General features: G+C 44.0%; 19 protein-coding genes, 1 tRNA gene, 3 pseudogenes and 1 other annotated feature. Of the genes and pseudogenes, 16 read left to right on the top strand and 7 right to left on the bottom strand.

Features of this window, described 5'->3' with window-relative positions:
- A pseudogene (locus H6F41_RS16795) lies at positions 1-114 on the top strand (photosystem II q(b) protein); the annotation flags it as partial.
- A gap of 289 nt (positions 115-403) precedes the next feature.
- Positions 404-1498 carry an amino acid ABC transporter substrate-binding protein gene (locus tag H6F41_RS16790; protein ID WP_190404617.1) on the top strand — a complete coding sequence of 365 codons (1095 nt, stop codon included), beginning with the start codon at positions 404-406 and terminating at the stop codon, positions 1496-1498.
- 46 nt (positions 1499-1544) lie between these two features.
- On the opposite strand, the gene H6F41_RS16785 is transcribed toward H6F41_RS16790, so the two are convergent.
- Positions 1545-2144: a phycobiliprotein lyase gene (locus H6F41_RS16785; protein ID WP_190404616.1), complete on the bottom strand. Its 600-nt coding sequence runs from the start codon at positions 2142-2144 to the stop codon at positions 1545-1547.
- Between the two features lie 233 nt (positions 2145-2377).
- Here H6F41_RS16785 and H6F41_RS16780 point away from each other — a divergent pair, with 233 nt between their 5' ends.
- A complete protein-coding gene (locus tag H6F41_RS16780) occupies positions 2378-3022 on the top strand; it encodes a molybdenum cofactor guanylyltransferase (RefSeq protein ID WP_190404615.1) in 645 nt (214 codons plus the stop codon).
- Between the two features lie 16 nt (positions 3023-3038).
- Here the strand turns inward: H6F41_RS16780 and H6F41_RS16775 are convergent, their stop codons facing one another.
- Entirely contained in the window at positions 3039-4673 is a 1635-nt protein-coding gene (locus H6F41_RS16775) for an alpha-D-glucose phosphate-specific phosphoglucomutase (RefSeq protein WP_190404614.1), read from the bottom strand.
- 335 nt (positions 4674-5008) lie between these two features.
- Here H6F41_RS16775 and alaS point away from each other — a divergent pair, with 335 nt between their 5' ends.
- From alaS to H6F41_RS16710, 13 genes and pseudogenes are all read left to right on the top strand, one after another.
- Entirely contained in the window at positions 5009-7645 is a 2637-nt protein-coding gene (gene alaS, locus H6F41_RS16770) for an alanine--tRNA ligase (RefSeq protein ID WP_190404613.1), read from the top strand.
- Positions 7646-7721: 76 nt separating this feature from the next.
- Positions 7722-8573, top strand: coding sequence for a tRNA (5-methylaminomethyl-2-thiouridine)(34)-methyltransferase MnmD (locus tag H6F41_RS16765; protein WP_190404612.1), 852 nt, complete (start codon positions 7722-7724; stop codon positions 8571-8573).
- 251 nt (positions 8574-8824) lie between these two features.
- Entirely contained in the window at positions 8825-9187 is a 363-nt protein-coding gene (rplS, locus tag H6F41_RS16760; protein WP_190404611.1) for a 50S ribosomal protein L19, read from the top strand.
- Positions 9188-9286: 99 nt separating this feature from the next.
- A tRNA-Trp gene (locus H6F41_RS16755) sits at positions 9287-9359 on the top strand.
- Positions 9360-9463: 104 nt separating this feature from the next.
- Positions 9464-9715 (top strand): preprotein translocase subunit SecE, encoded by a 252-nt coding sequence (secE, locus tag H6F41_RS16750; RefSeq protein ID WP_190404610.1) that lies wholly within the window; start codon positions 9464-9466, stop codon positions 9713-9715.
- Positions 9712-10359, top strand: a complete 648-nt coding sequence (gene nusG / locus H6F41_RS16745; protein ID WP_408962549.1) for a transcription termination/antitermination protein NusG — start codon at positions 9712-9714, stop codon at positions 10357-10359. Before secE ends, nusG begins: the two co-directional genes overlap by 4 nt.
- Before the next feature lie 44 nt (positions 10360-10403).
- Entirely contained in the window at positions 10404-10829 is a 426-nt protein-coding gene (rplK, locus tag H6F41_RS16740; protein WP_190404608.1) for a 50S ribosomal protein L11, read from the top strand.
- A 92-nt stretch (positions 10830-10921) separates the two neighbouring features.
- Positions 10922-11635, top strand: coding sequence for a 50S ribosomal protein L1 (rplA, locus tag H6F41_RS16735; RefSeq protein ID WP_190404607.1), 714 nt, complete (start codon positions 10922-10924; stop codon positions 11633-11635).
- 105 nt (positions 11636-11740) lie between these two features.
- Positions 11741-11875, top strand: a sequence feature (ribosomal protein L10 leader region).
- Positions 11876-11949: 74 nt separating this feature from the next.
- Positions 11950-12477 (top strand): 50S ribosomal protein L10, encoded by a 528-nt coding sequence (gene rplJ / locus H6F41_RS16730; RefSeq protein ID WP_190404606.1) that lies wholly within the window; start codon positions 11950-11952, stop codon positions 12475-12477.
- 130 nt (positions 12478-12607) lie between these two features.
- Complete coding sequence (gene rplL / locus H6F41_RS16725) at positions 12608-12997, top strand: 50S ribosomal protein L7/L12 (protein WP_190404605.1); 390 nt, start codon at positions 12608-12610, stop codon at positions 12995-12997.
- Positions 12998-13154: 157 nt separating this feature from the next.
- Positions 13155-13427: pseudogene (gene hisE, locus H6F41_RS16720) on the top strand (phosphoribosyl-ATP diphosphatase); the annotation flags it as partial.
- Between the two features lie 105 nt (positions 13428-13532).
- On the top strand, positions 13533-15464 hold the full coding sequence (locus H6F41_RS16715) for a transglycosylase domain-containing protein (RefSeq protein ID WP_190404603.1): 1932 nt from the start codon (positions 13533-13535) through the stop codon (positions 15462-15464).
- A complete protein-coding gene (locus tag H6F41_RS16710) occupies positions 15465-15674 on the top strand; it encodes a hypothetical protein (protein ID WP_190404602.1) in 210 nt (69 codons plus the stop codon).
- A 10-nt stretch (positions 15675-15684) separates the two neighbouring features.
- On the opposite strand, the gene H6F41_RS16705 is transcribed toward H6F41_RS16710, so the two are convergent.
- The 5 genes and pseudogenes from H6F41_RS16705 to H6F41_RS16685 all read right to left on the bottom strand — a co-directional run.
- Positions 15685-16149: an ATP-binding protein gene (locus tag H6F41_RS16705; protein ID WP_199288818.1), complete on the bottom strand. Its 465-nt coding sequence runs from the start codon at positions 16147-16149 to the stop codon at positions 15685-15687.
- A 28-nt stretch (positions 16150-16177) separates the two neighbouring features.
- Positions 16178-17521, bottom strand: a complete 1344-nt coding sequence (locus H6F41_RS16700; protein WP_190404601.1) for a gluconeogenesis factor YvcK family protein — start codon at positions 17519-17521, stop codon at positions 16178-16180.
- A gap of 26 nt (positions 17522-17547) precedes the next feature.
- On the bottom strand, positions 17548-17985 hold the full coding sequence (locus H6F41_RS16695; RefSeq protein WP_199288817.1) for a secondary thiamine-phosphate synthase enzyme YjbQ: 438 nt from the start codon (positions 17983-17985) through the stop codon (positions 17548-17550).
- A 29-nt stretch (positions 17986-18014) separates the two neighbouring features.
- Complete coding sequence (locus H6F41_RS16690; protein ID WP_199288816.1) at positions 18015-18830, bottom strand: RsmE family RNA methyltransferase; 816 nt, start codon at positions 18828-18830, stop codon at positions 18015-18017.
- Positions 18831-18878: 48 nt separating this feature from the next.
- Positions 18879-19169: pseudogene (locus tag H6F41_RS16685) on the bottom strand (CorA family divalent cation transporter); the annotation flags it as partial.
- Positions 19170-19271 lie beyond the last annotated feature (102 nt).

The following is a 19271-nucleotide window of genomic DNA, read 5'->3' as shown; positions in this document are numbered from 1 at the left end:
GCTAACTTGGGTATGGAAGTAATGCACGAGCGCAATGCTCACAACTTCCCTCTCGATTTGGCTGCTGTTGAAGTTGCTCCAGTTGCGATGAGCGCTCCTGCCATCAACGGTTAATCGACTGCTCTAGTCTTCTCGTAATAAAAAAGCCTCTCCGCAAGGAGAGGCTTTTTTATTGGTGTGGATTGTGTAGCAATTTCTACGAGCATAATTATTAGATTGACATGAGATGATTTTCTAGTTCAGGATATTTAGAAAATAGGCTGTCAATGTTAAGAAGAAAAACGGGTTAAGAAAAAAGATGCTTAATTAGTTGGATTATATTGCGATCGCAAATTTATCTCAGCCTTGATTGAGCCGCTATAATGCAGTCAAATCAATGTGTAAATGAAAACATTCCAAAATTATGCGTTATCACAATCGATCGCGGCGTAGGTGGTTTTTAAGTTTCTGGCAATTCGCGATCGCATTATTAACCATAGGTTTATGTTTATTGTCCTTAGCCGCTTGCGAACCGATTCCCGAGCCCAATCAACTCACGGTCGGTACTACTAATCGTCTCAAAAATGTAATCGATCGCGGCAAACTGGTATGTGGTGTCAGTGGAGAATTGCCGGGGTTTAGCTTTGTGAATCGGGAAGGCAAATACTCTGGGCTAGATGTTGATATTTGTAGGGCAATCGCCGCTGCTTTATTTGATGATCCTAACGCTGTGCAGTTCCGCAATCTCAATGCCAAGGAAAGATTTACGGCTTTGCAGTCTGGTGAAATTGATATTCTGAGCCGTAATACCACATGGACATTAGGTAGAGATACGGGTTCGCGTTTAGCATTTATGCCTGTGGTTTTCTATGACGGACAGGGCATCATGGTGCAGAAAAATCGCAACATTAAGAAGCTTGCAGATCTTAAGGATGCCGATATTTGCGCTCAAACAGGTACAACCACTGAGCAAAATTTGGCTGACCAAATGCGTAAGCTCAGAATTCCTTACAAACCAGTTGTCTATGAAGATGTTAACGCCACATTCAATGCCTATCAAGCAGGACGCTGTACTGCTATCACTGCCGATCGCTCGGCTTTAGTGGTGCGCCGCACCAGATTGTCTGATCCCGATAATCATGTGATTTTGGATGAGGTGGTTTCTAAGGAGCCGCTAGCGCCTGCGGTGGGTGACGGGGACTCGCGATGGGCGGATATTGTGAAGTGGATTGTATTCGCTACCATCGAAGCGGAAGACTTAGATATTTCTTCGGTAAATTTGGGAGATCGAATCAAGGATAGTAATGCCGAGATTCGCAGATTTTTGGGGGCTGATGGCAGTTTAGGCAAAGATATGGGGATTAGTAATGACTTTGTTGCAAGAGTCATCAAACATGTGGGTAACTATGCGGAAATTTACGATCGCAATCTAGGTAAAGACAGCCCCTTTAAATTGCCGCGTGGACAAAATCAACTCTGGAAAAATGGCGGACTGATGTACGCTCCACCATTTCGCTAAATCAAAAAGGGAAGCACTTAGTGCTTCCCTTTTACTCTATTTTTGACTACCAACCGAAAACCGATGTACTCACAGATTGGGGGGTTTTATTAGTAGCTTCAGTTTTCTCAGTATTTTCCTTAGGCTCAATACGTTCTTCAGTACAGAAAGTCGCAGTGCTGAAACCACCAAAACGCTTAACAGTGCTAGCCCGCATTCTCACATTCGGAGCAGGGAACCAAAATCTTTCATAGGAACTCATTGAAGGATAATCGGTAATTAGTACCAGTGCATCTTCACTATCAATTTCATAACGACCGATGACAGGCATAACCTCAGCATAGCCACGTTCGCGCAATAGTCTGCCCTTAGTCCCTGTCTCATCATCTGGCACAAGCGCAAAGACGGTTTCTCCTGAATGATTTTCATCATCTTCCTTATCCCAAGCCATCGTGCCATCCCATTTAACATAGGCTCCACCGATCGCCGTGGTTGGCTCAATTTCGTGCATCTGACAAATTTCAATTACCTTGGGGTCATTCGCTTCCAAAGGATTTACATAAATTTCCGAGCCTCCTTTTTCAGCGCGACGAAATGCTAAATGATGGGTAGTTCTTTGCGATACCCATTTGCCTGCACTTTTTTGGAAAAATTCTAAAGCATTCATAGAGAACTAAAAATTTTGAATGTAATGTGGATGTGATGTTAAACCATCCTAATTTTAACGTCAGTGGGACAAAGCCAGAAAATCCTAGAATTGAGGGCTTTAAATCATTCATAGCTATAGCCAAGTAAGTTAAGACTAAAACCTAAAAGAGAATTGCGGCGCGAAGCGCCGCAATTCTCTTTTAGGTTTTGTTTTTGTCATAACATAAATGACTATAGCTCGCTACACAAAACATGAAAATCATCACAATCGTGCTGTCGGGCGGCAAAAGCTCAAGGATGGGCAAAGATAAAGCTCTTTTGACAATCGATGGCGAGACTTTGTTGTCAAGAACTTGTCGGATCGGACTAGCCATATCGGATCAAGTAATTGTCGTTGCCAAAAGTCAGGAACAATATGATCTTGCGATCGCAAAAAATCTAGAAAATCCCCAAAATATCCAGCTACTAATCGATCAACAATTTGCAGGTGCATTAATCGGATTTTGGCAAGGGCTTCAAGCCATCTCAAATCCGCCAGATTGGATTTTATTAATGGCTTGCGATCTGCCAAATCTGCAAGCAGATATTTTACAAAGTTGGGCGAAAAATTTAGCCGAGCTACCTAAAACTGCGATCGCAGTCTTACCACGCTATCAAGATGAATCTGCTCAAAAGCAATGGGAGCCTTTATGTGGTTTCTATCGTTGGCAATGTCGCAACTCCCTGACGCAATTTATGGAGTCAGGGGGGCGATCTTTTCAAAAATGGTTAAGCAATCAAGAAGTAGTTGAAATTGGCAATGTTCCTTTGGCGATGCTGAACAATTGCAATACTCCGTCTGACTTTCAAGCAATTCAATCGCCAAACCAAGAGGCAAGCCAAGAAGCGCACCCATAGGGTGCGCGTTCCGAAGCTATGTGATTACTGTCGGTTGATCACGTCCTGTGAGAGTTTTGATTTGTGCGATTTGATCTGCGATCGCAATCAACTCCTTGAGAGCCTCTTGAGTATCAATTCCATGTTTAGCCACATTTGGCTCATAGCTCTCGACATACAGGCGTAAAGTTGCACCCTGAGTACCTGTACCAGAAAGACGGAAGACAATCCGTGAATTATCGGTAAAGCCAATCCGAATACCTTGGTTGTTGCTGACACTGCCATCAACGGGATCGGTATAGCTAAAATCATCACAGAAAGCAACTTCATAATTGCCAAATTTCTGACCCGCCAAAGTCGCAAATTGATGACGCAGGTTGGCAACTAACGTATTAGCACGATCGCTATCAACTCCTTCATAGTCGTGACGCGAATAGAAATTTCGACCATACAATTGCCAATGCTCTTTGACGATTGCCTCTACCGACTGCTGACGTACTGCCAAAACATTGAGCCAGAAAAGCACTGCCCAAAGTCCATCCTTTTCGCGGACATGGTTAGAGCCAGTACCAAAGCTTTCTTCACCGCAGAGTGTGGCTTTACCCGCATCTAGCAAATTACCAAAGAATTTCCAGCCAGTCGGGGTCTCATAGCAATCAATACCGAGTCTAGCGGCTACGCGATCAGGGGCTTGACTGGTGGGCATCGAACGCGCAATCCCTGCTAGTCCACCCTTATAGGCGGGGACATGGTGGGCATTGGCAGCCAGAATGGCTAAGCTGTCGCTAGGGGTGACAAAAAATTTGCGTCCTAAGATCATATTGCGATCGCCATCGCCATCGGAAGCCGCCCCAAAATCAGGCGCATCATCGCCGTAGAGAACCTCTACTAAATCATGGGCATAGACTAAGTTAGGGTCAGGATGTCCATCACCAAAGTCTTCTAGGGGTATGCAATTTTGTAAAGCGCTAGTAGGTGCACCGAGGCGGTTAACTAAAATTTCTTGAGCATAGGGGCCAGTAACAGCGTGCATCCCATCAAAACACAGACGGAAGCCTGTGGAGGAGATTAAGGTCTTAATGCGATCGAAATCAAATAATTGACCCATTAGTTCGGCATAATCAGCAACGGAGTCAATTACTTCAACCGTAGTATTGCCAACTTTTGTTTCACCTAATCGATCAAGATCAAGGTCACCAGCTTCCAGAATTTTGTATTCAGAAATAGTTTTACTGATGTTGTAGATGGCATCAGTGATTTTTTCGGGGGCGGGGCCACCATTGCCTGTGTTGTATTTGATGCCGAAGTCGCCATCTTTACCTGCGGGGTTGTGGCTTGCTGAGAGGATGATGCCGCCAAAAGCATTATATTTGCGGATCACACAGGATGCCGCAGGGGTGGAAAGAATGCCGCCACGCCCAACTAAAATTTTGCCAAAGCCATTAGCTGCCGCCATTTTGAGAATGACCTGAATCGCATGACGGTTGTAATAGCGACCGTCACCACCAACAACGAGGGTTTGTCCTTGAAATCCTTCGAGGCTATCAAAGATTGACTGCACGAAATTTTCAAGATAGTTTGGAGTCTGAAAAATGGTTACTTTCTTTCTGAGTCCAGAAGTACCGGGCTTTTGGTCAGAAAATGGAGATGTGGAAACGACTTTTATGCTCATTAAACTTCAAGCTAAAAATGCTCTAAAAAATTCGGTCACACCCAGACATTTGGGCTTGCTCTAATTTTAGGTGTCATTGGTTAGCTAGGATGTAAAAAACCAACTCCAGCGCAAGATTTAATTTAAATGTAGATTTTGGGGGGTGTGGAAGCGCACCTCTTCGGGGTGCGCTTCCACACCCCCTTTAGGATTGCTATATATCGTTGTAGTACAATTGAGAAATTGTGAAAATTTGTAATAATTTACGATGACTATGCTATGCAAATCCATTAAAAATTTGCTTGGCAAGACTTTCAACATCAACCCAAACTTTTTCTGAATCAAATCAAACTTTTATGGCTAGCCTCCCCTCCCTTACTGGTGCTGAAATCCGTGCAAAGTTTCTCAATTTCTTTGAGGAGCGTGGTCATAAGGTATTGCCTAGCGCCTCCCTTGTACCTGCTGACCCCACAGTGCTATTAACGATCGCAGGGATGCTACCATTCAAACCAATTTTTTTGGGTCAGCAAGAGCCTGAAGTACCCCGCGCCACAACATCGCAAAAATGTATCCGCACCAATGACATCGAAAATGTCGGCAGAACTGCGCGTCATCATACATTTTTTGAAATGTTGGGTAATTTCAGTTTTGGTGACTATTTTAAAAAAGAAGCAATTTCATGGGGTTGGGAATTAGTTACAAAGGTGTATCAGTTACCTGCTGAGCGTCTTGTGGTCAGCGTCTATCACACTGACGAAGATGCTTTTGCGATTTGGCGCGATGCGATCGGCATTCCTGCTCATCGGATTCAGCGCATGGGTGACGATAATTTTTGGGCTTCGGGCGCAACTGGCCCCTGTGGTCCCTGCTCGGAAATTTACTACGATTTTCATCCTGAATTAGGGGATGTAGATATTGATTTAGAAGATGACTCGCGATTCTTGGAGATTTATAACCTTGTCTTCATGGAGTTAAATCGTGATATCCATGGCAACCTCACCCCATTAAAAAAACAAAATATTGATACGGGCTTAGGGTTAGAACGCATGGCACAGGTGTTGCAAGGCGTTCCTAATAATTATGAAACCGATTTGATTTTCCCCATCATCAAAAAAGCGGCTGATATTGCAGGGCTTGACTATCACAAGAGCGACGAGAAAGTGAAAACTTCGCTCAAGGTAATTGGCGATCATGTGCGTTCAGTTGTGCATATGATTGCCGATGGTATCAATGCCTCAAACGTTGGACGTGGGTACATTTTGCGCCGCTTGTTACGTCGGGTGGTGCGCCATGGTCGCCTGATTGGTATTTCTGGCACATTTGCTTCCGAGGTTGCCGAAGTTGCGATCGCACTTTCAGAGTCGGTGTATCCAAATACCCGTGAAAGAGAACATGTGATCAAGGATGAAATCAAGATTGAAGAAACTCGTTTCTTGCAGACCTTAGAGCGTGGCGAGAAGCTGCTCGAAGAAATTTTGGCAAAGCCTGAAGTCCAGACCAGCAAAACAATTTCAGGAAGTGATGCCTTCACTCTCTACGACACCTACGGTTTCCCCCTAGAGTTAACCCAAGAGATTGCTGAGGAAGAAGGTTTTACTGTCGATGCGGCAGGCTTCGAGATAGAAATGAAGAAGCAACAGGAACGCTCCCAAGCTGCCCATGAAGATATTGACCTCATGGCAAAGGACAACTGGGTTAATCTTGCTAAAGACCTCGGTAAAACTGAGTTTTTAGGCTATACGGAACTGAGTAGCAATGCCACAGTCAAGGCAATTCTGGTCAATGGTGAATTATCAAAAACTGCGATCGCAGGTAGCAAAGTGCAAATACTACTCGATCGCACACCGTTTTATGCAGAATCAGGTGGACAGGTTGGCGACACAGGCTATTTAGCGATTGGTGATGCGATCGCTAAAATCAGTGATGTGCAGAAGCAATCTGATTTATTTATCCATATCGGGCAGATTGAGCGGGGTGAAATTGCGGTCGGCGATCAAGTTACGGCGCAAATAGCCGTATCCGAGCGTCGGCGCATTCAGGCGCACCACACCGCCACGCACCTTTTGCAATCCGCCTTGAAAAAAATTGTTGATCCCAATGTTTCCCAAGCAGGTTCTTTGGTCGATAGCGATCGCCTCCGCTTTGACTTTAATCTCAATCGGGCGGTCACCTATGAAGAAATTCAGCAAATTGAACTACTAATCAATAACTGGATTGCTGAAGCCCACGCTTCGGTGATTGAAGTGATGCCTATTGCCCAAGCAAAAGCTAAGGGTGCGGTCGCCATGTTTGGCGAAAAATATGGCGCAGAAGTGAGGGTCATCGATATTCCCAATGTGTCGATGGAACTCTGCGGCGGTACACATGTAAATAATACTAGTGAAATTGGGCTGTTTAAAATTATCACTGAAGTGGGTGTTGCCTCTGGCGTGCGGCGAATTGAGGCGATTGCAGGGCAAGCGGTGCTGGAATATCTAACCGTGCGCGACAATATCGCCAAGGATTTAAGTGATCGCTTTAAGGTCAAACCTGAAGAAATTTGCGATCGCATTACTGGTTTGCAACAGGAACTAAAAACTTCTCAAAAAGAAGTGGACTTGCTCAAACAGGAATTGGCTCTGATCAAAGCTGATTCTCTGATCAATAATGCCGAAGCTGTGGGCGACTTTAAAATGCTTGTTGCTCAAATCCCCAATATCGAAGCGGAAGCCTTAAAATCTGCTGCTGAAAAACTATCGGCAAAGTTAGGACATAGCGCCGTCGTCCTTGGCTCAGCTAGCGAAGATGGTAAAGTAACCCTAGTCGCATCTTTTAGTAAGGAAGTAATTGCCAAGGGCTTGCAAGCGGGCAAATTCATCGGTGCGATCGCCAAAATTTGCGGCGGCGGCGGCGGCGGTCGTCCTAACCTCGCTCAGGCTGGTGGCAAAGATGCAAGTAAGTTGCCAGAGGCTTTAGAAGCTGCGGAGAAACAGTTGCGATCGGCGTTTGTATAGCAAAACCCCAAAAGATGAGTAGCGGCGCTTTGCGCCGCTACTCATCTTCTAGTTTTATGTCTTAAGCAAAATTTGTATGGATCAGCTATCCCTGTTTCCCACCGAAGACGGATCTGTTACCTTTTGGTCAGAAACCTTTCAAGAGACTTTCCATAGCTCCCATGGCGCAAAACTGGAAGCTGAGGCTAAATTTGTGATCCCCGCCCAAATCGCCGCCAAAGCCAAGGCTCAATCTCAACTGAATATCCTTGATGTTTGTTATGGGCTGGGATATAACAGTGCCGCCGCCATTGATACCGTCTTTCAAAGTGATCCCACTACCCATCTCCAAATCATTGCGCTTGAAAATAACCTTGATGTGCCCCAACAAGCGATAGCATCGGGGCTAATCAATATTTGGCAACCTGCGATCGCAAAAATATTAACAACGGCTGCCTATGAGCAAGCAGTGATCACAGACAATTTATCCCTTCAGCTTCTCATCGGTGACGCAAGACAAACCATTAGCCAAGTCCCAACACAATGGGCGGATGCAATTTTTCTTGATCCATTTTCACCACCTCATTGCCCACAACTCTGGACAGTTGAATTTATCCAGCTTCTCGCCAACTGTCTCAAACCTGACGGATATTTAGTCACATATTCATCCTCTGCTGCCGTGAGAGCTGCCATGCTCAGCGCTGGTCTGCAAATTGGGGCAGTCCCCCCCAGTGGTCGTAAATCACCTAGCACCATCGCCGCCTTTGCCCCGATACCACTGCCACCAATCTCTGATCAAGAATCCGCCTTTCTGCTTACCCGTGCCGCGATCCCCTATCGCGATCGCAATTTGCAAAGTACCTCATCTGAAATAATTACAGCTCGTCAAATCGAACAAAATCATAGCCATCTACCTCCTAGCTCCAGCATCCGTAAATCAAAAATCTAAAATCCGATTAGCAGTACGAAGCGCAGCTAATCGTTACAGGATTGGTGATATAGCAATCAAATTATAAAACCCAAGAATTGAGTTGCAGCGCAAAGCGCCGCAACTCAATTCTTGGGTTTTGATTTGGTCTAGCTAACTCTTGCTTTTGCTCTAGATATCCTTAATATATTTTTACGAAAACCATAAAAATATGTAGACATTAAGTCATTGATGCTCTAACATAGATGATCGCGACTTTTTTGGCATTCCTCATGAACGCTGTTGAAATCATACGCTCAATTGAAGCGGAATATATCAAAACAGATCTCCCTCAACTTTATGTGGGAGACACTGTTAAGGTTGGAGTAAGGATCAAAGAGGGCGGCAAAGAACGTACCCAGCCATACGAAGGCGTGATCATCTCAAGACGTGGTTCTGGCATTAACTCTGTCATTACTGTACGTCGTGTATTTCAAGGGATTGGAGTTGAGCGAGCCTTCTTGCTACATTCTCCAAAAGTTGAAAGCATCAAGGTGATTCGTCGTGGCAAAGTACGTCGTGCTAAGCTCTATTACTTACGCGACCTAGTTGGTAAAGCAACTCGTCTAAAACAACGATTCGATCGACCATTATAGAACCATCTATGGTTATACTAGTATCAAGCACTATTTTGAAATAGCAATTGATACAGTAGATATAACTGGTTGAATATCAAAATCGTGTTTTTATAACGTGCGTCCTTAGTTCAGTTGGTAGAACGCAGGTCTCCAAAACCTGATGTCGGGGGTTCGAGTCCCTCAGGGCGCGCTTCACCAATTTCACAATTCTAAGATTATTTAAGTTTCCTCAAGACTGTACTTAAACAAATCGCATTTATTTAAAGACTTCAAAAGATCGCAAGAGTTGCCGCTATGACTAAAAACGAACTGAAAGAGCAACCTAAGGACGCGGCTAAAGCAGAATCAGATGCTCAGTCTAATTCTGCTGGAGTATCCAAGTTTTTTACTGAATCCAAAGCCGAATTTGGTAAGATTGTATGGCCAACACGCCAGCAATTAATTAGCGAATCTGCTTCTGTTCTCTTAATGATCGTTGCGGTCGCAACCTTTGTTTATCTAATTGATGCTTTGTTTAAAGCGATCGCATTGCAGGTGTTTCAATAATGTTTACCCAAGACATCGATCATTCATCTAGCAACCAAGAAGAATCGGGCGCATTATTTCATTGGTACGCCGTACAGATTGCTTCTGGCTGTGAAAAAAAGGTCAAGTCAAGTCTAGAACAACGTATCAAGACTCTTGATGTTGAAGATAGGATCAAGCAAATTGAAATTCCTCAATCAGCGACAGTCAAACTCAGAAAAGATGGTACTCGTCTAAACTCTGAAGAAAAGATCTTTCCTGGCTATGTCTTGATTCAAATCAAAACGGTCAGAAATGAAATTGGACAGCTTGAAGTTGATGATGATGCGTGGCTTGCCGTCAAAAGCACTCCCCATGTAATTAACTTTGTTGGTACAGAGCAGAAACGTCACTATGGTCGTGGTCGTGGGCATGTTAAGCCACGTCCTTTGACCGAAAAAGAAGTTGAAAGAATCTTCCGTGTCAGTGTCGAACAAGAGCCAGTTCTAAAAATTAACATGGCTCAAGGCGATAAGATTAAAGTGCTGAATGGACCTTTCAAAGATTTTGAAGGTGAAGTGGTGGAAGTTAGCCCAGAACGTAGCAAACTCAAAGCCCTTCTTTCAATCTTTGGTAGAGACACTCCTGTAGAACTAGAGTTCACTCAGGTACAAAAGCAAAACTAACTCACTCAAACTCAGGTTTGCAGATTTTTTAACGGCTAAAATCAATGGCTAAGAAAGTTACAGCAATTATCAAGTTGGCACTTAATGCTGGTAAAGCTAGCCCAACTCCACCAGTTGGTCCTGCTCTAGGTCAGCATGGTGTCAACATCATGATGTTTTGTAAGGAATACAATGCCCGTACTGCTGATCAAGCAGGTATGGTCATTCCTGTCGAAATATCTGTATATGAAGATAGAAGTTTCACCTTCATCCTCAAAACTCCTCCTGCATCTGTATTAATTCAAAAAGCGGCTGGTATTTCCTCTGGTTCTGCTGAGCCTAACCGTAAAAAAGTTGGTTCCATTACTAAGGATCAGCTTCGTCAAATTGCTGAAACCAAAATGCCTGATATCAACGCTAACGATATCGACGCAGCAATGAAGATTATTGAAGGTACTGCTAAGAATATGGGCGTTACGATTACCGCTTAATTCTTTTTAGTTCTTTAAGTAAATCAATCTACATAAAAAATTTAGTTGGGGGAGGGAATTAATCTTTCCGATCGCACCCCGTAGGAGCAAACATGGCAAAAAAAGTATCGAAGCGTTTAAAGGAAGCTCAAAGTAAAGTTGAGGAACGTCCTTACGCACCTATTGAAGCTCTGGAACTAGTCAAAGCAACCGCAACTGCTAAGTTTCCTGAGTCTGTCGAAGCACACGTAAGACTTGGTATTGATCCTAAGTACGCTGATCAACAATTGCGTACCACTGTAACTTTACCAAAGGGAACAGGTCAAACCATCCGTGTGGCAGTTATTGCCCGTGGGGAAAAAGTAGCTGAAGCAACTGCCGCAGGCGCAGACATCGCTGGTTCTGAGGAACTAATCGATGAAATCAGCAAAGGACGTATGGACTTTGATCTGTTGATTGCCACACCTGACATGATGCCTCAAGTCGCTAAGCTCGGTAAATTGCTTGGTCCTAGAGGTTTGATGCCTTCACCTAAGGGTGGTACGGTAACTACTGATTTAGGTGGTGCAATTAATGAGTTCAAAGCTGGTAAGCTAGAATTCCGTGCTGATCGTACTGGCATTGTCCATATCCAATTTGGCAAGGCCGCATTTTCCGCAGATGACCTGTTAATAAATCTCAAGGCTCTGCAAGAAACGATTGAACGCAATCGTCCTTCTGGTGCAAAGGGTAGATATTGGAGATCGTTGTATGTGTCCGCAACCATGGGACCTGCAATCGAAGTTGATATCACTGCATTGCGTGACCTAAAGCTTGCAGAAGCATAAATAAAGCTTTTTAAAGTCATTATGGGATGTAAACTTTTTGAGTAAGTATCTCATCGTTAAGATAAAAACTGAGTCTAAATTGTTGTAAAAAGCCTAGAAAGAAATTTCAACAACTAAATAGCTCCATAGACAGCAGGTGCTAATGGCTTAATTTCCTGCCGAGGTGTTCTCTAAAAGATTCTGATAAAGAATACTTTGTAAACCTCGGTTTGTGAAAAGACGAGGTTTTTTAATGACTTTAAATATCTACAAAACCAATTTAGCGATTTAATCAATCGTGCAATTGGTTCCAAATCAAAGGAGGTGAGAACCATATGGGTAAGACCCTAGACCAAAAAAAAGCGTTAGTCGGTGAAATGGCACAAGAGTTCGATGGAACTCAAATGGTCATGGTGATCGATTACTCAACTTTGTCAGTAGCTGAAATTACTAAGCTCCGCCGCTCACTCCGTACTACAGGCACGGTGTGCAGAACTACTAAAAACACTTTGCTCAAGCAAGCAATTTCGGAAACCCCCGAATGGAAGCCCCTCGAAAGTTTCCTCGTTGGTCCTTCGGCTTGCTTGTTTGTCAAAGATGACATTGGTGGTGCTGTTAAGGCATATCAAGCTTTCCAAAAGGAATCTAAGAAAACCGAACTTCGTGGCGGTGTTTTAGAAGGTCGCGCACTTTCTGCAAAAGACTTGCAGGCAATTGCGGATCTACCTTCCAAGGAAGTTCTCATTGCTCAAATTGCTGGTTCTATCAATGCTATCACCGCAAAAATTGCGATCGGTATCAAAGAGGTTCCGCAATCTCTGGGCAGAGCCGTCAAAGCTGTTTCCGAAAAAGAAGCTGCTTAAGAGGCTAATAGCTATTAACGTTTAGCTATTGGCTCAATCTCTACAAAAAGCTAAAGGCTCATGGCTAACAGCTAACAGCCCTAAGCAATCAAATCTAAAATCTAATCAAAATTAACTAAAGAGAAAAACTATGTCTGCAAAAATCGACAGCATTATTGAAGAACTAAAGTCTTTGAGCCTTCTTGAAGCTTCTGAATTGGTTAAAGCAATCGAAGAAACCTTTGGTGTTTCTGCTGCTGCTCCCGTTGGTGGCATGATGATGGCTGCTCCTGGCGCTGCTGCTGCTGCTGAAGAAGTTGAAGAAAAGACTTCCTTTGATTTGGTACTTGATGAAGTACCTGCTGATAAGAAGATCGCTGTTCTCAAGATCGTTCGTGAAATCACTGGTCTTGGCTTGAAGGATGCGAAGGATATGGTTGAAGCTACTCCTAAGACCATTAAAGAAGGTGTATCTAAGGCTGATGCTGAAGCTGCTAAGAAGCAAATCGAAGAAGCTGGCGGTAAGGTTTCCATCAAGTAATTGCTTCGCAATCACTTAGCTCTAAACGCTTAGTGCTAAACGCTAAATAAGCATGTAAAAGAAAGGGGTATCCATTAGATCCATCCCTTTCTTTTCTGTTTTTAGTGTTCTCTGCTATTAGGCAAAAGTAACCCCTTTGTAAAAACTCAATATGAATGATCCCTTATCAGAATTATTTGCGGTAATTGTTGATCGCCGTGAGCATCCTCAAGAAACTTCTTATACCTGTAAGTTATTTGCAGGTGGGGATAACAAGATTTTAAAGAAGATTGGTGAAGAGTCTGCTGAAGTAGTAATGGCTTGCAAAGATAATGATCCCGATGCGATCGCAGGTGAAGTTGCCGATTTGTTTTATCACACCCTAGTTGCGATCGCACATCATCATGTTGATCTGCAATTGGTATATGACAAGCTCGCTCAACGTCGCTAAAAGTAAAAACTCAAGGCTTTGCTTTGTGCAACCTTGAGTTTTTAGTACGCAATACTTGATTAATGCAGTAAGATTACCTATGAGTTAATCAAAGGGTGTATTGCCGTGGCAGCAAATGGTATAGAGAGATCACAGTCTCTTACAGGCAGTATTTTAAAAGGTACTCTTAAAGCTATTGGCGGCACTCTGCTTGGCGTAGTCATGATCGGTGGTGCAGCAGTTGCTGGTGGGCTAGTGGGATTAGCCCTCAGTTTTCGTGACCTACCCGACGTAAGAGTCCTCAAAGGCTATGTACCTGTTGAAACCACCTATATCTATGACATTAATGGTGGACTGATTGCCCGTCTCCATGGTGATGTTAATCGTGAAGTTGTCACCCTTGATCGCATTTCTCCACATTTAAAGCGATCGGTCTTGGCGATGGAAGATGCATACTTTTATACCCATAAGGGCATTGATCCTAGTGGTATTGGCCGCGCAATTTTAGCTAACTTTAATGCAGGTGGAACTGTTGAGGGTGGATCTACCCTGACACAACAATTAGTTAAAAATTTATTTTTATCAAACGAACGTAGCCTTAACCGTAAAGTTGCGGAGGCTGTTTTAGCAATGCGGGTTGAGCAGGTATTTACCAAAGAGCAAATTTTGGAAATGTACCTCAATCAAGTTTTTTGGGGAAATAACACTAACGGCGCAGAAACTGCTTCTCAAAACTATTTTGGTAAATCTTCGGCTGACTTGACCCTTGCCGAAGCGGCAATGTTAGCAGGCACAATCCAAGCTCCTTCAGTGTTTAATCCTGTGGACAACTATGCTGAAGCCAAGAAAAGGCAGGGACTAGTGCTAGATCGTTTGCTAGAGCTTGGTTGGGCAACACCTGCGGAAGTTAAGGCGGCAAGAGAACAGAAAATCGCGATTCGTAAGCAAGGTATCTCCTATGAAGCGAGCCGTGTTCCCTATGTGTCGCAAGCGGTGACTGCCGAGCTAGAGGAAAAGTTTGGGCGCGATGTGGTTCTACAGGGTGGATTGAGGGTACAAACCACGATTGATATTAAGTTGCAACGTATTGCTGAAGAAACTGCGGCTGAGGGGCATCAAGAGTTGGTTGATCGGGGAGCCTATGCTGATCAATTATCCTTAGTGGCTGTCGATCCTCGTACAGGATTTGTTAAGGCTTTAGTGGGTGGTGTGGGTGATTTTAGTAAAAATCAATTTAACCGTGCAGTTTTGGCAAGGAGACAACTAGGATCTTCGTTTAAGCCATTTGTATATTACTTAGCATTTGCTTCAGGTAATTACACGCCTGACTCGACTATTGATGACAGTCCGATGTCGATACCCGACGGGGACGAACTCTATCAACCCCGCAATTATGACAATACTTTCTCTGGAGGTATAAGTGTTCGGCAGGCGATCGCAGTTTCGCGTAATATTCCTGCAATTAAACTTGGCATTGAATTTGGTAATGAAAATGTGGTCGCGCTATGCCGTAAATTGGGCATTACTAGCCCCATGAACCCAGTAGTTTCTTTGCCGCTTGGTGCTGCTGATGTTACGCCGATGGAGGTGGCAGGAGCCTATGCTGTATTTGCCAGTGGTGGCTACAAGTCAAAAACTACGTTGATTGCAAGGGTGACGGATCGCAATGGCAATCTAATTTTGGACAATACACCCAAACCTGAATTGATTCTTGATCCAATCGCAGTTTCCTATTTGACTGATACTTTGCGTGGTGTCGTGACTAATGGTACGGCGACTGAGGCGCAACTTAGTGATGGTAGACCCGTTGCGGGTAAGACAGGGACAACTTCTGATTTCCGTGATGCTTGGTTTGTGGGCTACGTACCGCAGTTGTCGGTGGCAATTTGGATTGGCAATGATGATTATTCACCGATGGCAAACGGTGTGACGGGCGGTGTCTATGTTGTGCCGATTTGGCGCAGGTTTATGGAAAAAGCTTTGGCGGGCCAGCCCATTGAGCAGTTCCCTGTGCCTAGCGAGATTCAGGAAAAAGAAAGTAATAAAAAGAAAAATTAAATGACTAGTGTTTCGTCAGTCTCACAGGCTCTATATATCCTCAGACTATTAGCTTATTCTGCAATCATTTCTGCTGTGATTAAGTACGCTGCCCCCAATTGGGTTTTACTTACGCATAATTTAAATGTCGATATAATGAATGCGATCGCAATTTCGTTAATTACCTTACCTGTCGGGCTATTTGCCTTTGTATTATGGCTGAAACGCTAGCTAACTGACCTTATTGCTCAGGCATGGCAAAGCTTTTTTTCATCACAAAGCAATTACGACCATCGGGCAGAGTTTCATACTTAATTTCATCGGCGATGGTTTTAGAGATCATTAGCCCTCGGCCACCTGTCGGGATATCGTCAATATTTTCGATGTTTTGATAACTACGGGTATTGGCACTAACACGGTCAATTTGAGCTTCCAAGTCGAAGGGTTTGCCAAAGTCCCAGATTTTTAATTCTAGAAAGTTTTCCGTCCGATGGATTGTTAATTCAATGTCGATGGGAGTCGCCTCATCCATTCCCGCATGAGCATAGGAAACTACATTTGTAAATATTTCTACCAAAACTAGATTGCACTGCATCCAAACAGTTTTGGGTAATAAATCCTTAAAAGCGTTGAACCACTCTTGCAATTTAGCAAGAGCATAGATATCGCTGTTAACTTGGATATGGTAGCGCTGTAACACTGGCATTATTTGACGTTTTGAGGTTTGAATTCCTTTATTGGCGGTTATACCAACGCATTAAGACACCCGCAAGTTTATCTGAGTCGTGACATACAGTAGCATTGGGCTTTTCGCGCATGATGTTAGCAAGCAAGACGGGGCATCGCATAGCGCCAAGATTTTCGCGATCTAGCTGTGTAAAGTACGAACCAAATGAGGCGTAGTGTTGTAACGATCGTTCTGAAGGCGGTTGCTTTTGGACTAAGACCACATCAAACAGCCTCACACCAGCCAGTTCATCTAGAACTTTTACATAATCAGATACTGTATAGCCATCAGTTTCACCTACTTGACTCATGATATTACAAAGGTAGATCGATGGTACATTACGGTCAATCAATGCTTGCATAATTTCAGGGACAAGAAGATTGGGAATGATGCTGGTATAAAGGCTTCCCGGCCCAATCACAATCAGATCGGCTTCCCTAATATCCTCGACGGCTTGGGGTAGAGCTTTAGGATTTTCGGGTTTACAGCCAATATGTTTGATCTTACCCTTGGCCTCAGGAATATTTGACTCGCCCTCAACATAGCGTCCATCTTCAAACTCTGCCCATAGCACCATATGCTCAAGGGTGGCTGGCAAGACTCGACCCCTCACCGCCAATACTTGCGAGCTAGCTGCGATCGCTTTTTCGAGATCCCCTGTGACTTCACTCATAGCTGTGAGAAATAAATTGCCAAAGCTATGTCCCATCAGTCCTTCCCCTGTTTGGAAGCGATATTGAAATAATTCAGTGACTAATTTTTCTTCATCGGCTAGTGCCGCCAGACAGTTGCGAATGTCTCCAGGGGGTAAAACACCATATTCGCGGCGCAAACGTCCAGAGGAGCCGCCATCATCAGCAACGGTGACAATGGCAGTGATGTTGGCGCTATATTGCTTGAGTCCGCGCAATAAATTTGATAGTCCTGTGCCGCCGCCAATGGTGACAATTTTGGGGCCGCGATTGAGTTTACGGTGTGAGACTAATAAATCTAATAGCTCTTTATCTTGATCGGGCATTAGGACTTGGGTAATTGAGCCAAGCGCACGTTTTTGTCCGATCCATAGTAGGCAAACGCCGATGATTAGGGCGATGGGGCCGCTAGTGTTGCGAGGTAGTAGTGACACCATTGTGTCTACAAAGCTGCTAATCAGTCGAGAGATAAATAAAATCGGTGTTAATCTGGCGGAAATAGCAATCCCTAAGAAGATAAGGACGATGCCAATGATGCTCACAAAGAGCCACCGCTTGACAAATAAGCCTGGTAAAAACCACTGAAATCCCCTCAGCCATTTTTTGGATTTAGTAGCTGGATGATATCGATTTGCGGATGGTTTTTTTGAGTGCTTCATTTAGCAACCTGATTTAGCAATCTGATTTAGTAACCTGTTACATGTACCAACACTTCGCGGGTATGCCCCAGATTGCGATGTTCCCAGACAAAGATTCCTTGCCAAGTGCCGAGGGCAAGTTTACCATTTGCGATCGGAATCGTTTCTGAGGTTTTGGTGAGAGTGCTGCGAATATGGGATGGCATGTCGTCTTTGCCTTCCGATATATGTCGATATTGACTTGCATCTTCAGGAATCAGTTTCGCGAAAAATGTTTCTAAGTCTGCTAATACGTCGGGATCAGCATTTTCTTGAATGATCAAACTAGCGGATGTATGTCTTAGAAATACGTTGCATAGTCCTATTGTTATACCTGACTGCGAGAGGATGGCTTCCACTTGGCGGGTAATGTTGTGGAGCTTTTTGCCATTGGTACGCAGGGTAATGGTTTGCTGAACCATGGTTTGCATTTGATTTGTGTTCATTGAAGATCTAAGAAGATTTATAAGACGATTTAATGGGTATCTAGAAATGCGCCAATTATCGATAATGCTACCACTGGGGCTGTGACGGCTGACAAGACCCGATCGCCTAGGGATACGGGCATAAAGCCTGCTGCGATCGCAATTTCTTCTTCCCTTGTTGTCCATCCGCCTTCACAGCCTGTGGCAATAGCGATCTGGCTTGCTAGTTGGGAATCTGGGATTTGATCTTGTAAACAGGTTAGTAAATGCGGTGCGGGACTGGTTACGCAGATATATTTTAAGATGGGGGCGGGAGACGGTGCTAAAGCCTCTAGCCATGCCGACAAGCTTTGGGGCGGTTGAATCATAGGGACATAGGTACGCATGGAGAGTTCGGCGGCTTCAGCGGCAATGCGTTGCCAGCGATCGCGTTTTTGCTTACCCATCTCCATGCCTGATTTGAGGATGGTGCGATCGCTAAATAAAGGCACAATTTCCCGTAGACCTAGCTCTGTGGTTTGGCGAATCACCGACTCGATGTTGCTCCCCTTAGGCATGGCAATCGCAAGGCTAATATGAGTGTCTAGTTCCGCATTGTTTTCTAGCTGGGCAATAACTTCCGCCATATTTAAATCGCCAGATAGTTTGGCGAGCCACCATCCCCCTTGACCATCGAGGGCAATAAACTCGGAACCGCTTTCTAATCGCAACACATTGCATAGGTAATGACGCTGCTCTGGCGTAATTGCGATCGCACTATGAATTTGCAAAGCAGTATCCACTTGGTGACTTTGTAACGTTACCCTTTGCAGTCGGCGCTTTTTAGTTGGTGAGTAATTGGCTGAAATCGGTTGCGGCAATGACACGGAAATTTCCAAAATGATAATAAAAATGTGCTAGGCACATTTTTATTATCATTTTGGACTAAATAGCCAACCTTTTTTCCAAAAGAAAAATAACAATCCCCCAGAAATCGAACAGATCAATAACCAAAATAAGGGATATCCCATCGGCATTTTTAGCTCAGGCATATTGCCAGGGACTTCAGTATCAAAATTCATTCCATATACACCTGACAAAAAGGTGAGGGGGATAAACACAGTGGAGATCACAGTTAAAAAGCGCATGATCTCGTTGGTGCTGTTACTCAACGATGACAGGTAAATATCCATCAAGTTGGCGGCTAGTTCGCGATAGGTTTCAACCCAGAAGTGTTGAATCAGAAATGAAATCAGCCTAAAATCGGGCACACTATTCCTGTAAAGATGGTGATTTTAGCTTAAAATTACCATCTTTCTAAACCAATG

The organism is Pseudanabaena mucicola FACHB-723, from assembly GCF_014696385.1.
GTDB lineage: Bacteria > Cyanobacteriota > Cyanobacteriia > Pseudanabaenales > Pseudanabaenaceae > Pseudanabaena.
Note: the sequence above shows the minus strand (reverse complement) of the source record. Positions and strands in the feature narration are given on the sequence as shown.

What these genes read in the sequence shown, in the direction of transcription:
- H6F41_RS16695 (WP_199288817.1), bottom strand. Translation starts at nt 17,985, where the DNA reads ATGAACACAAATCAAATGCAAACCATGGTTCAGCAAACCATTACCCTG.
- H6F41_RS16705 (WP_199288818.1), bottom strand. Translation starts at nt 16,149, where the DNA reads ATGCCAGTGTTACAGCGCTACCATATCCAAGTTAACAGCGATATCTAT.
- H6F41_RS16765 (WP_190404612.1), top strand. Translation starts at nt 7,722, where the DNA reads ATGGATCAGCTATCCCTGTTTCCCACCGAAGACGGATCTGTTACCTTT.
- H6F41_RS16790 (WP_190404617.1), top strand. Translation starts at nt 404, where the DNA reads ATGCGTTATCACAATCGATCGCGGCGTAGGTGGTTTTTAAGTTTCTGG.
- H6F41_RS16785 (WP_190404616.1), bottom strand. Translation starts at nt 2,144, where the DNA reads ATGAATGCTTTAGAATTTTTCCAAAAAAGTGCAGGCAAATGGGTATCG.
- rplS (WP_190404611.1), top strand. Translation starts at nt 8,825, where the DNA reads ATGAACGCTGTTGAAATCATACGCTCAATTGAAGCGGAATATATCAAA.
- H6F41_RS16700 (WP_190404601.1), bottom strand. Translation starts at nt 17,521, where the DNA reads ATGAAGCACTCAAAAAAACCATCCGCAAATCGATATCATCCAGCTACT.
- H6F41_RS16780 (WP_190404615.1), top strand. Translation starts at nt 2,378, where the DNA reads ATGAAAATCATCACAATCGTGCTGTCGGGCGGCAAAAGCTCAAGGATG.
- alaS (WP_190404613.1), top strand. Translation starts at nt 5,009, where the DNA reads ATGGCTAGCCTCCCCTCCCTTACTGGTGCTGAAATCCGTGCAAAGTTT.
- H6F41_RS16710 (WP_190404602.1), top strand. Translation starts at nt 15,465, where the DNA reads ATGACTAGTGTTTCGTCAGTCTCACAGGCTCTATATATCCTCAGACTA.
- secE (WP_190404610.1), top strand. Translation starts at nt 9,464, where the DNA reads ATGACTAAAAACGAACTGAAAGAGCAACCTAAGGACGCGGCTAAAGCA.
- rplA (WP_190404607.1), top strand. Translation starts at nt 10,922, where the DNA reads ATGGCAAAAAAAGTATCGAAGCGTTTAAAGGAAGCTCAAAGTAAAGTT.
- H6F41_RS16775 (WP_190404614.1), bottom strand. Translation starts at nt 4,673, where the DNA reads ATGAGCATAAAAGTCGTTTCCACATCTCCATTTTCTGACCAAAAGCCC.
- rplJ (WP_190404606.1), top strand. Translation starts at nt 11,950, where the DNA reads ATGGGTAAGACCCTAGACCAAAAAAAAGCGTTAGTCGGTGAAATGGCA.
- rplK (WP_190404608.1), top strand. Translation starts at nt 10,404, where the DNA reads ATGGCTAAGAAAGTTACAGCAATTATCAAGTTGGCACTTAATGCTGGT.
- rplL (WP_190404605.1), top strand. Translation starts at nt 12,608, where the DNA reads ATGTCTGCAAAAATCGACAGCATTATTGAAGAACTAAAGTCTTTGAGC.